Annotated in this window: 12 protein-coding genes; 3 read left to right on the forward strand and 9 right to left on the reverse strand. The window is 30.8% G+C overall.

The features are described from left to right. Positions 1-297: 297 nt before the first annotated feature. The 6 genes from SOI86_RS02060 to dapB are packed head-to-tail and all read right to left on the reverse strand — an operon-like array spanning position 298 to position 4,322. Positions 298-888, reverse strand: coding sequence for a DUF4335 domain-containing protein (locus SOI86_RS02060; protein ID WP_414477939.1), 591 nt, complete (start codon positions 886-888; stop codon positions 298-300). A gap of 7 nt (positions 889-895) precedes the next feature. Next, entirely contained in the window at positions 896-1,414 is a 519-nt protein-coding gene (locus SOI86_RS02065; RefSeq protein ID WP_320682487.1) for a DUF3038 domain-containing protein, read from the reverse strand. 39 nt (positions 1,415-1,453) lie between these two features. Further along, a complete protein-coding gene (locus SOI86_RS02070) occupies positions 1,454-1,627 on the reverse strand; it encodes a DUF2949 domain-containing protein (protein WP_414477940.1) in 174 nt (57 codons plus the stop codon). A gap of 29 nt (positions 1,628-1,656) precedes the next feature. Then, positions 1,657-2,811 carry an FAD-dependent monooxygenase gene (locus tag SOI86_RS02075; RefSeq protein ID WP_320681962.1) on the reverse strand — a complete coding sequence of 385 codons (1,155 nt, stop codon included), beginning with the start codon at positions 2,809-2,811 and terminating at the stop codon, positions 1,657-1,659. Positions 2,812-2,830: 19 nt separating this feature from the next. Further along, positions 2,831-3,472: a hypothetical protein gene (locus tag SOI86_RS02080; RefSeq protein WP_320681963.1), complete on the reverse strand. Its 642-nt coding sequence runs from the start codon at positions 3,470-3,472 to the stop codon at positions 2,831-2,833. A gap of 1 nt (position 3,473) precedes the next feature. Beyond that, a complete protein-coding gene (dapB, locus tag SOI86_RS02085) occupies positions 3,474-4,322 on the reverse strand; it encodes a 4-hydroxy-tetrahydrodipicolinate reductase (protein WP_320681964.1) in 849 nt (282 codons plus the stop codon). 103 nt (positions 4,323-4,425) lie between these two features. Here dapB and SOI86_RS02090 point away from each other — a divergent pair, with 103 nt between their 5' ends. Further along, positions 4,426-8,436 carry a magnesium chelatase subunit H gene (locus SOI86_RS02090; RefSeq protein ID WP_320681965.1) on the forward strand — a complete coding sequence of 1,337 codons (4,011 nt, stop codon included), beginning with the start codon at positions 4,426-4,428 and terminating at the stop codon, positions 8,434-8,436. An 8-nt stretch (positions 8,437-8,444) separates the two neighbouring features. Here the strand turns inward: SOI86_RS02090 and folP are convergent, their stop codons facing one another. The 3 genes from folP to SOI86_RS02105 are packed head-to-tail and all read right to left on the reverse strand — an operon-like array spanning position 8,445 to position 10,228. Next, the gene (gene folP / locus SOI86_RS02095; RefSeq protein ID WP_320682488.1) at positions 8,445-9,290 is read right to left on the reverse strand and encodes a dihydropteroate synthase; all 846 of its coding nucleotides are present in this window, start codon (positions 9,288-9,290) and stop codon (positions 8,445-8,447) included. Next, on the reverse strand, positions 9,274-9,999 hold the full coding sequence (tpiA, locus tag SOI86_RS02100; RefSeq protein WP_320681966.1) for a triose-phosphate isomerase: 726 nt from the start codon (positions 9,997-9,999) through the stop codon (positions 9,274-9,276). Before tpiA ends, folP begins: the two co-directional genes overlap by 17 nt. A gap of 52 nt (positions 10,000-10,051) precedes the next feature. Beyond that, positions 10,052-10,228, reverse strand: coding sequence for an RNA-binding S4 domain-containing protein (locus SOI86_RS02105; protein WP_320681967.1), 177 nt, complete (start codon positions 10,226-10,228; stop codon positions 10,052-10,054). Positions 10,229-10,345: 117 nt separating this feature from the next. Here SOI86_RS02105 and SOI86_RS02110 point away from each other — a divergent pair, with 117 nt between their 5' ends. Both SOI86_RS02110 and SOI86_RS02115 read left to right on the forward strand, forming a co-directional pair. Then, positions 10,346-11,992 carry an ABC transporter ATP-binding protein gene (locus SOI86_RS02110; RefSeq protein ID WP_320682489.1) on the forward strand — a complete coding sequence of 549 codons (1,647 nt, stop codon included), beginning with the start codon at positions 10,346-10,348 and terminating at the stop codon, positions 11,990-11,992. Between the two features lie 29 nt (positions 11,993-12,021). After that, entirely contained in the window at positions 12,022-12,240 is a 219-nt protein-coding gene (locus SOI86_RS02115; RefSeq protein ID WP_320681968.1) for a DUF6447 family protein, read from the forward strand. Positions 12,241-12,243: the final 3 nt, after the last annotated feature.

Raw genomic sequence — 12,243 nt, forward strand, 5'->3', positions numbered from 1 at the left:
ATTTATTAAAAGTATTAGGGAGATTCTGTAAAAGTTGATTCTTATTAGGTATTAAATAATTTAAATAAACTAAAAAAAGACTCAAAATGAACATAAAAGCAGATTCAATAATTAGTCTTCTTTTAGATTTTCTTCTTAAACTTAATTTCTTCTTAAAAATGTATTTATCAGTCTTCATATTTAAATTTGGGATACTTAAATCTGCCATACATCAAAGATATAAGAATAAATTAATAATTATTCTGAAATAAAATTATCCTATAGTATCGTGTTAGCAATTAAGATGCTATTAAGTATTCATTTTGAATTTATGAATTCATTATTATTTTTATCTTCAATGGGATTATAAAAATAAATAAAAGTAGAGGAGAATAGAATTAAAGAACAAATTGCAATAAGCGGGGGCAAAAAGAAATTAAAATATTTAACTTTGTTATGAAAGCCAAATCTTGTTTTTTTAGGAATATTATTAAAAACTACAGATTTTTTTATCCTGACTTTTGATGATTCATTTAATTGGTCAAAACAATTTATGGTGTCTGCCAGCAATGAATTGCCAATTTTTATAATAAGTGGTTTAACATTTACCTTAGAGCTCTTGAGAGCAATATTATGTATGTGAAGATTGTCTGCTTTTATATCAATCAATTTCGACTCATATAATGGAGTTTCGTTATTTATAAGTAGATTTGAATAAATATAAAATGCATCCATAATTGGCCCTAAATGTTCAAATTTACCTTCAATAAGTGGTTTATCAATTATGCTTAATTTCCATTGTGAAATTATTGAAATTTGATCATTATTTTCATTATTTGAATAATCTGGTAATCCGATTATTTCGAGACTAACTGAAGATTGATGAAATGATAATTTATTCTGCATCATCTTAAAATTATAATAAAAAATTCTTCAACTTTTGATAACCCTGGTTAGAGATACAAAGGGATAAGGTAAGCAATGACATTATAAGAATCTCATCATTTCCATTATTATTTAAAAGCTTTTTAACTCTCATACTATTTATATTTAACCTCTCGTTAAGTAACTCTTTGAATCTATTATTAAAATCATTCCAAATAACTGTATTCTTTTTAGGATCTTCTTTAGATTGAAGTATCTCTCTGATGTAAGGATATAAATATCTAGCCATTTCAACAGTAATTTGAATTAAGGCATCAAATTCCTCTAATTTAATATTGTTTTTCACATAAGATTTCCTTAATGGATTATTATTCCTTAGTTTCCAAATAGTAACTTTATTTGGCAAAACATCATTTAATTTAAGTCTGTTTGAGAAAGCGTATAGAGATTGAATACCATTTAAATCTATGGTCTCTAGAATTAATAATAAAAAATCAAGCTTCTCTATAGATTGCCTTGATACCTGATTTCCTTTTGTTAAAACAGTAATTGTTCTTTTTTACGCTATAGGTAGATTATAACAGAATAATTATTCCACTTTTTGAAATAAAAATGAATATAACTTATCAAGTTCTTCAATAGATAACATTCCATAACTCCATAATAAGATTGGTAATGGAGTGTTATTTCTAATTGATAATTTTAGACCAAGCTCAATTGATGACTCTTCCAAACCAATATCATTAATTAAAAAAATTATCATATTTTTATATAAATAATTATTCATGGATTTTATTTAATTCTTGAATAAATGAAAGATTTAGTCATTTGATTAAGTACTAATTTTCTTATAAAAAGAAAATTATTTAAAAGCAAAAATGACACCTTCCTTATTGGAAATAAGAACAGTTTTTTATTTGCAAAAATTGATATTAAAGAGTCAGTTATGAACATAGTAAAAATAATATCTAAAATTCTGCTTGAAAAATATTTAAATTTAAATAAACTCAAATGCATGTTAGTAATAACAATATTTTTATTAAAAAGATCAAAAATAGTATTAACATCTCTCCAACAAATATTTAGACCCTGACCACCAACAGGGTGAAATGTGTGAAATGCATCACCTACAAATACTAATTTTTTAAAATTAAAAGCTTGAAAATTAAGTGATAATGAGACAGGAAAAATATTAAATTCGCCAATTATTTGATCTAACTTAAATTCATCAGGCAGGATAGTTGATAAATTATCCATTAAAAAATTCTTATCAGAATTTAATCTTTCAATAGCCTTTAATGTACTAGATGTCCAAATCACTTGATATAAGTTTTTTTCTAAAGGAAGTAATGCTAGTGGGCCTTCTTTTCTAAAAATTTCATAAGCACGCTTTTCACAATTACCTCTAAGAGAGACCTTAAAAGTTAAACATGACTGATTATAAGATTTTTTTATATCTACAAAATCAAACAACTTTTTATCAAGTGAGTTTGCTCCTGTTGAAAGGAATTGATAATCAAATATTATTTTTTTACGTAACAATCTTTGCGGTGTCATAAAAAAAATATTTTCATAATTATCAATCTCTTGAAAAAATACGGTCATAAGATCTGAATGTTTAACTACCCAGCCAATAGCTTTTGCAGAACTTATATCATCATCTAAATCAAATATAGATAAGTTTGTCATAGAAGAAGTTACGCTATCTGAAATTGAAAGGGAATCAAAGGCAAATAAGTATGGTTCTAATTTTTCCCAAAGTCTGAATTTCGATAAAATTTTTCTTGTTGAGTGAGTAATTGCATAAGTTTTTTCTTTATCAATTAATCTATCTTTTGTTAATAAATCAGTTAAAAAAATATTGCAATCAAATTTTGAAAGTGCAATTGAAAGAAATAAACCTGTTGGACCTGAACCAAGAATTTTAAAATTGAATTTATTTTTCATCAGATAATATAAACATCAACTATCTATTCAAATAAATATAGCAAATTTCCTCAAATGCTGGTCTTAATAAATAAGGGTATTCCCCAACCCATAAGTTAATTTCTGGCAGCCATGCATCGGTCAAATAAAAATCTCTGTCAAATTTACGGTTATTAGATGTTAATAAACATCTAATACTCGAACCCACCCTAATTTGACTGTGCTTATTTTCCATGGGGAAACTTAACTTTTCCAAATAACCATCTTCATCTTCTAATTCAAGTACTAACCAAGTCCTTTTGTTTTCTATAACTTCTAAACGACCTTGCCTATTAGATTGTTCTCTTGAACTTTCAATCTTTTCTGTTTTATAGATATCTGATACATAACCATCAAATATAGAAAAAAATTTATATTTTCTTAATTGCAAATTTTTTCTGCTTGATTCAAGAATTGGGCCCCATATGATAAACAAAAAGAAACCTACACATAGCAATAACCAAAAATTATTTGTTTGATCTCCAGTCGAACTAATGATTAATGAGATAAATCCACCAATTGAAGAAACTATTACTCTTTGAAGAATTTTTCTTGGATTACCCAAAGTGTACTTAAATTGACTTCCGGTACCCACTGCAGGAATAAGTTTTGAAATTTGATTTGAATTAATTGGAATTATCATTTTAAAAAATCAATTTTTCAAGTCCGTAAACTAAAGTTTCATAATTACCTATTTTTTTAATAGCCTGTAAAACACCTGGCATATATGCCTTTCTATCAATAGTGTCATGCTTAATTGTGTAAGTTTCACCTGGAGATCCCATAATCACTAACTGATGGGCTAATAATCCTGGTAATCTTACAGAATGTATATTAATTCCTGAATCTCTGACCCCTCCTCGCACACCTTTCAATGACTCGGACTCTTTTACTAAATTCTGATTAAATTTCTTTGGATATTCTTCAATCATTTCTGCAGTTTTTATACACGTTCCACTAGGAGAATCAGCTTTTTGATTATGATGCATCTCTATTAATTCTATATTGTCATAAAATCTTGCTGCTACAGATGCAGCCTGCTGAAGAAGAACCATCCCTACTGAAAAATTAGGAATTATTGCACAACCAACAGATGCTTTCTTAGCAAAAAGAGACAAGTCTTTTATTTGCGAAGGGCTTAGACCTGTAGTTCCTACGACTGGTGATATACCATATGCGATAGCTGATCTGGTATTTTCATATACAGAATCAGGATGAGTAAAATCGACCAGAACAGGTTTGATATTTTCATTTCTGTAATTTTGACTAACAGAACATAAAGTTCCTTCAAAATCATTTGAAACAAAAACATCACAATTTTTAACCTTCAATAATTCAGAAATATTTGAGCCATTGTTCTTTTCGTTTATGTCGATTGCGGCAACAAGTTCACAATCTGTAGAATTTAATACAGTATTCACAACTTCACTTCCCATTCTACCTAAAGCTCCGGAAACTAGTACTGGTATGGTTTTTTTAGAATTTTGAATCATTTTTTTTGTAAAAAATTTTTTTAAAGGTTGTTACACGCTATTTATATTGCACACAATAACGTCTTTTCATTCGTAGGCTGGTAGTAATACTTAAAGAAAATCAATGTTTACGCAGGTCCGCTCAGCAAACCGCAGAGTATCTCCTGTTGAGGATAACAAACACAAAGTTGTAATAAAAGCAGTTTATGTTGTCCTTGAGCCACAATACCAAAATTCCTTAACGGAAGCTGCAAAGTCAATAAATAAGATGAATGGGCCAATAGGTATTGACCTTAGCGGCTATCTTATAGAAGAACTCAGAAATGATAGTAATTTTGAAGATTTCAAAAAAGATATAGCTAATGCAGATATATTTGTTGCTTCTCTAATTTTCATCGAAGATCTTGCTCAAAAAGTAGTTGATGCAGTATCTCCATATAAAGACAAACTTAAAGCATCAATTATTTTCCCCTCTATGCCAGAGGTAATGAGATTAAATAAGTTAGGTTCATTTAGTATGGCCCAACTTGGTCAATCTAAAAGTATTATTGGAGATTTAATAAAAAAGAAAAAAGAATCTGATGGTGCAAGTTTCCAAGATTCAATGTTGAAATTACTAAATACACTACCGTCAATACTTAAATATCTACCAGTTGAAAAAGCTCAAGATGCAAGAACATTTATTTTAAGTTTTCAGTACTGGTTAGGTGGTACTACTGAGAACTTAAAAAACTTCTTGTTAATGATTTCTGAAAAGTACGCTGTTTCAGAGAACATTAAGGATCAAATAGAAGAATTCAAAATTCAAGACCCTGAAACATTTCCAGATTTGGGAATTTGGCATCCTATAGCGCCCTGTATGTTTGAAAGTCTCAAAGAATATCAAAATTGGGAAAATAATAGGAAAGATATAAAGCCGAAAGATGACAAAACACCAACAATAGGTTTAGTGCTTCAAAGGAGTCATATAGTTACTGGAGATGATGCTCATTACGTTGCTGTTATTCAAGAATTGGAATACAGAGGTGCGAGAGTACTTCCTATCTTCTGTGGGGGTCTAGATTTTTCTAAACCAGTAAATGAATTCTATTATGATTCAATAAATAAAGATCAACCTATAGTTGATGGAGTTGTATCTCTAACTGGATTTGCACTAGTTGGTGGGCCAGCGAGACAAGATCATCCTAGAGCTATTGAAGCTCTAAAAAGGCTAAACAGACCCTATATGGTTGCACTTCCATTAGTCTTCCAAACAACACAAGAATGGGAAGATAGTGATCTAGGGTTACACCCAGTTCAGGTAGCACTTCAGATTGCAATCCCAGAGCTTGATGGTGCTATTGAACCTATTATTCTCTCAGGTCGTGATGATGCCACAGGTAAGGCGCATACGCTCCAAGATAGAGTTGATGTAATCGCTGAAAGAGCCATAAAATGGTCAACCTTAAGGGTTAAGAAAAGAAAGGACAAAAAATTAGCTATTACAGTATTTAGTTTCCCACCAGACAAAGGAAATGTTGGTACGGCAGCATACTTGAATGTTTTCGGTTCAATTTATAGAGTACTTCTTGAAATGAAATCGAAAGGATATCAAATTGATGACCTTCCAAGTAATTCAAAAGAATTAATGGAAAAAGTAATTAACAACCCTGAAGCAATGGATGGTTCTCCGGAGTTAAATATTGCTCATAAGATGTCAGTAAAAGAATATGAAGAGTTCACACCATATTCACAAAGACTTGAAGAGAATTGGGGTAAACCTCCTGGCAATCTAAATAGTGACGGACAAAATCTTCTAATCTATGGAAAACATTTTGGAAATGTTTTTATAGGAGTTCAACCTACATTCGGTTATGAAGGTGATCCAATGAGATTACTTTATTCAAGAAGTGCGAGTCCTCACCACGGTTTTGCTGCTTATTACACCTATGTAGAAAAAATCTGGGGTGCTGATGCTGTTCTTCATTTTGGAACTCACGGCTCACTTGAATTTATGCCAGGGAAACAGATGGGTATGAGTGAAACATGCTATCCGGATTCCCTGATTGGATCATTACCTAATTTGTATTACTATGCTGCGAATAATCCTTCTGAAGCAACAATTGCGAAGAGAAGAGGGTATGCTTCAACCATAAGCTATTTAACTCCTCCTGCAGAAAATGCAGGACTCTACAAAGGACTTAAAGAACTAAGTGAACTCGTTGGTTCTTATCAACAACTAAGAGAAAATAGTAGGGGTATTCAAATTGTTAATGCAATAGTTGAGACTTCTAAACAATGCAACCTTGACAAAGATGTAGAGCTCCCTTCAAAAGACATAGAAGAACTTTCTTTAGATGAAAGAGATTTATTTGTGGGTAATGTCTATAAACAATTGATGGAAATTGAAAGTAGATTATTACCTTGCGGTCTTCATACTATTGGAGAAGCCCCAACAGCAGAAGAAGCTGTTGCAACACTTGTAAATATTGCCTCTTTAGAAAGAGAACAAGAGGGATTAAGATCTCTTCCTGGACTACTTGCAGAATCCATAGGTCTAACTATTGAACAAATTTATGATGGTAATAATAAAGGTGAACTTAAATTTGTAGAGTTAAATGAAAAAATTATAAAGACAGCAAGAGAATCGATTTTTGCGATGGTCAACTCTTTAAAAATAGTTGATGGCAGAGTTTATTTAGAGAAATCACTTCTTTCTAAACTTTTTGACTTACTTAAAGTATTTGGTCTAAATTTACCAACCGCTTGGCTTAGAGTCTGTCGATTAAATGGCTTTAATGAAGTTAATCAGAAGGAATTAAATAAATTATTTGACTACTTACTTTTCTGTTTAGAACAAGTCTGTGCAGACAAAGAAATGGATAGTCTCATTAAAGCTTTAGATGGAAATTATGTTTTACCTGGACCAGGGGGAGATCCTATAAGAAATCCAGGTGTTTTGCCCAGTGGTAAAAATATCCATGCACTTGATCCTCAATCAATTCCAACTACTGCAGCAGTGGCTGCAGCAAAGTCTGTTGTTGATAAATTGATTGAAAGACAAAAGGAAGAACAAGGAACGTGGCCTGAAACAATTGCTTGCGTTTTATGGGGTACTGACAACATCAAAACTTATGGAGAATCGTTAGCACAAATCCTATGGTTTGTTGGTGTAAAACCAAAGCCAGACTCTGTTGGGAGAATTAACAAATTAGAATTAATACCATTAGAAGAATTAGGGAGACCAAGAATAGATGTAGTAGTTAACTGTTCTGGGGTATTTAGAGACCTATTTATAAATCAAATGGCATTAATAGATCAGGCAGTCAAATTAGCGGCTGAGGCTGATGAACCTTTGGAGTCTAACTTTGTAAGAAAGCATTCATTAGAACAAGCAGAAAAAGAAGGCACCTCTGTAAGAGAGGCTTCATCAAGAGTATTCTCTAATGCAAGTGGAAGTTACAGTTCCAACGTTAATTTAGCCGTAGAAAATTCAACTTGGGAGGAAGAAAATGAATTACAAGAAATGTATTTATCCCGCAAGACGTATGCTTTTAATGCTGATAATCCTGGTGAAATGAATCAAAAAAGAGATGTATTTGAATCTGTTATGAAAACAGCAGATGTCACATTCCAAAACCTTGATTCTTCAGAGATTTCTCTTACAGATGTGAGTCATTATTTTGATTCAGATCCAACTAAATTAATTAAAACACTAAGAGATGACGGCAAAGAACCTAGTAGTTATATAGCAGATACTACCACTTCTAATGCTCAAGTTAGAACACTTGGAGAGACTATCAGATTAGACTCAAGGACAAAACTTTTAAATCCTAAGTGGTACGAAGGTATGCTCAAATCTGGATATGAAGGAGTTAGAGAGCTTTCTAACAGACTTAATTACACTCTTGGTTGGAGTGCGACAAGTGGTCAAGTAGATAATTTCGTGTATGAAGAAACTAATGAAACATTTATAAATGACGCAGAGATGAGAAAAAGATTAATGGATCTAAACCCTAATAGTTTTAGAAGAATAGTTGGTACTTTACTAGAAGTTAATGGAAGAGGTTATTGGGAAACATCAGATGAAAATATTGAACAGTTGAAGGAACTTTATCAAGAGGTAGAGGATAAGATAGAAGGTGTAAAAGAATAAATTCTTTATTATTTTCTATAAATCCTATCGGCAACTTTTAGAATTTGATAATTCATTTTCACATTATGAACTCTCACTATATCAATATGTAATTGAGAACAGAGACAACTTACTGCAAGTGTGCCTATATCTCTTTCTTTAGGATTTACTTCATTTAAGATTTCCCCTATAAATCTTTTTCTTGATGCACCAATTAAAATTGGCAATTTTAAATTTTTAAAAACATCTAAGTTTTTTAAAATTTCCAGATTTTGATTTAAATCCTTTGAAAAACCAATACCTGGATCGATAATAATACTTTTTTTAGATATATTTTTCTCTAAAGCATTTTTTATTAAACTTTCAAGAGACAACTTAACCTCACTCAATAAATTATCATATTTGGAAAGTTTATTCATATTTTGACTATTTCCACGACTATGGGTAATGACAAATGGGCAGTTAAATTTTGAAACGACCTCCAAAATTTCTTTATCTCTCCTTCCTCCAGTGATATCATTTATCCAATTAGCCCCATTTAAAAGTGCTTCGTAAGCTACCTCAGAATTAAAAGTATCAATAGAAATTAAAATATCTGGATATTCAGATTTTATTAATTTCAAATATGGTATTAACCTTTTTATTTCCACATTAGGTCCAACTTCTTCAGCCCCAGGCCTCGTACTCTGGGCACCAAGATCAATAATATCTGCACCATTGCACAAAAATTGATTAACTTGGTCTAAAACTTTTTTTGCTGAATTTAAATCTCCACCATCACTAAATGAATCAGGAGTTAAATTAATAACTCCCATAATTGAAGTTTTGTCTCCCCAGCCTTGTGGCCATGGGTTTGTCTTATTGATAATTTGCAATTCTGGCAAAACTATTAGGATCTAATGAAGCTCCTCCCACTAAAACTCCATCTATGTCACTCATTGACATAATTTCGTCAATATTATTAGGTTTAACAGATCCTCCATATTGAATAATCACTTCTTCAAAGCCTATTAATTTTCTAATCAATGCACATATTTTATTAGCGTCTTTAGGCTCACAAGTTTTACCTGTTCCAATAGCCCATATTGGTTCGTAGGCTACTATAAGATTTGATGGATCTGTATTTTCTAACCCTTGTTCAACTTGTCTAGTAATAACTCTATCTGCTTCCCCTCTTTCTCTTTGCTCTAATGTTTCTCCAACGCAAACTATGGGAGTAAGTCCACTATATTGAGCAAAAACGGCTCTTTTATTAATTTGTTCATCACTTTCACTAAAATATTTCCTGGGTTCACTATGACCAACTATTGCATATGAGACTCGATGTTCAAGAAGCATTTTTGGAGATATTTCCGCCGTAAATGCTCCTTCATCTTCCCAATGAATATTTTGACTTGCAATATCTAAATAATCAAAATCAGAATAATTAGAAAAGGTTGAAATAGCTGTAAAAGGGGGAGCAATAACAACTTTACGATCATTTTTTATATTTTTTATTAAAGGGATAAACTCTTCTAAATAAGACTTTGTCCCAGCACAAGTCATGTGCATTTTCCAATTACCAGCAATAACAGATTTTCTCAAAATACTATCTCCAAGAAAATCATATTAATATAAACTGAGCTGAATAGGTCGACTAATCAAAAATTAATTCATTTTTTAGAAACATAACTTTATCTCCCTTATTTAACTTTCTTCCCCTTCTAGTTTCAATCAAACCATTAACTTTAACTGATCCAGATTTAATGAAAATTTTTGCCTCTCCACCAGAAGTTACCAAATTTTTCCATTTTAAGAATTGATCTAATTTCATTGTTTTGTGTATCAAATAATATTGATAAAGTAGGATAAATAATAAATACATAATATCTTGCGATTAATACCTCCAGTCAGACCATATTCAAATAGGTTTATTAAGGGTTTTATATGCATGCTTATTTATGTAGCTTGTTGGCCTTTGTTAGCTTATTTAGCTGGAAACTTAATCCCAGCAATTGGATCTGGTGATCTCTCAAAAGTTTCTAACATAATACTTAATTCATTATTAGTATTTTTAATTCAAAAAATTGCTCAATTTGGACAGGATGTTTTTATAGCAAAACCATCTTTAGAAATTAGCGAAATAATGAGAGGTAATTTATTTAGCAAAATTCAAAAAATTGATATGAATTCTGTTGAAAAGCTATCAGCGGGGGATATCACATATAGACTTACAGAAGATGCCGACAGAGTAAGCGAAGTCATTTATAAAACAGCTCAGGATACTATTCCATGTACCTTACAATTATTAGCGGTAATAATATATATGTTTTATTTAGATTGGTCACTCACTTTGTCAACGTTTGTATTGGCCCCATTGATTATTCTTTCAGTTAATAGTTTTGGAAGAAAAGTTTTATTAGCATCTGAAAAAAGTCAAGAATCAACTAGTAACTTAGCAGGATTAATAGGAGAATCTATTAATGGAATCTCAACGATAAGAGCTTTTGCTGCCGAAAATTGGATTGAGAATAGATTTTATAAAAGATTAAGTGCAAATAAAAAAGCAAAATATAAAACATTAAAATTACTAGCATTTCAGCATCCTGTTGTAGGTTTTGTAGAAGCATTTGGAATATTAGCAATATTAGGATTAGGAGCCGCAAGAATTAATCTAGGCCTTCTGACTAGTGAAGAATTTAGTAGTTTTTTTGCTGCAATATTGATGCTTATCGATCCAATAAGCCATGTGAGTACGAATTTTAATGACTATAAACAGGCAGAAGCATCAATAAAAAGGTTAAAAAAAATAAATCTAGAACCCATCGAAGATGATAAAGAAAATTTAAAACGTATATCAAATATTGAAGGCAAAATAAGTTTCAAGAAAGTAGATTTTGAATACAAAAGAGATAATCAAGTTCTTAAAAATATAAATTTAGAAATTAAAAAAGGTGAAGTTACAGCTTTTGTTGGAGCATCAGGGGCTGGTAAGAGTACAATGATGGCCTTAATATTAAAATTTCTAACCCCAAATAAAGGAGAAATCTTTATTGATGATAAAAATCTTAAATTATTAAATACAAAAGATATAAGAAAAAATATTGCATTAGTTCAACAACAGCCTTTCTTATTTTCTGGAAGGATTATTGATGTAATAAGAATGGGAAGGAATTATACCAAAGAAGAAGTTATAGAATCAGCAAAAAAATCAAATGCTCACTGCTTCATTCAAAAGCTGCCAAATAAATATGAAACAAATATAACTGAAAGAGGGTCAAATTTTTCAGGTGGTCAGATACAGAGGATAGCAATTGCAAGAGCAATATTAGGAAATCCATCCATTCTTCTCCTAGATGAGGCAACAAGTGCATTAGATGCAGAATCAGAATCAGAAGTTCAAGAAGGTCTTAATAGAGCCATGAAAAATAGAACTGTTATTGTAATTGCTCATAGATTAGCTACTACTCAGGAAGCAGATAAAATAGTTGTCTTCGATAAGGGAGAAATTATTGAGGTTGGGAAACATATTGATTTACTTAATGAAAATGGAATTTATAAAGAATTATGTGAAAAACAATTGATTAAGAAATTATAATAATAACTTATTAATAAAAAGTTAAATCCATGAGTGAAAGCACAAATGAATCTGGCAATCCAGTTTTAACCTTTGAAGGTAAGAAGTATCTGATAAATGAACTTTCTAAAGATATAAAAGAATCAATAAAAGGGTTACAAATAGCTGAAACACAACTTAAAATGCATGAAGATACATTGAAATTACTTTCAATAAGTAGAAACTCTCTAGCTAATCAATTGAGAGAAAAACTAAAAAACATAGATTAAAGT

The sequence above is a fragment of the Prochlorococcus sp. MIT 1314 genome (assembly GCF_034093315.1).
Taxonomy (GTDB): Bacteria; Cyanobacteriota; Cyanobacteriia; order PCC-6307; family Cyanobiaceae; genus Prochlorococcus_A; species Prochlorococcus_A marinus_Y.

Coding starts and splice junctions, on each gene's coding strand:
- SOI86_RS02060 (WP_414477939.1), bottom strand. CDS start 888: ATGATGCAGAATAAATTATCATTTCATCAATCTTCAGTTAGTCTCGAA.
- SOI86_RS02070 (WP_414477940.1), bottom strand. CDS start 1,627: ATGATAATTTTTTTAATTAATGATATTGGTTTGGAAGAGTCATCAATT.
- SOI86_RS02075 (WP_320681962.1), bottom strand. CDS start 2,811: ATGAAAAATAAATTCAATTTTAAAATTCTTGGTTCAGGTCCAACAGGT.
- SOI86_RS02080 (WP_320681963.1), bottom strand. CDS start 3,472: ATGATAATTCCAATTAATTCAAATCAAATTTCAAAACTTATTCCTGCA.
- dapB (WP_320681964.1), bottom strand. CDS start 4,322: ATGATTCAAAATTCTAAAAAAACCATACCAGTACTAGTTTCCGGAGCT.
- SOI86_RS02090 (WP_320681965.1), top strand. CDS start 4,426: ATGTTTACGCAGGTCCGCTCAGCAAACCGCAGAGTATCTCCTGTTGAG.
- SOI86_RS02105 (WP_320681967.1), bottom strand. CDS start 10,228: ATGAAATTAGATCAATTCTTAAAATGGAAAAATTTGGTAACTTCTGGT.
- SOI86_RS02110 (WP_320682489.1), top strand. CDS start 10,346: ATGCTTATTTATGTAGCTTGTTGGCCTTTGTTAGCTTATTTAGCTGGA.
- SOI86_RS02115 (WP_320681968.1), top strand. CDS start 12,022: ATGAGTGAAAGCACAAATGAATCTGGCAATCCAGTTTTAACCTTTGAA.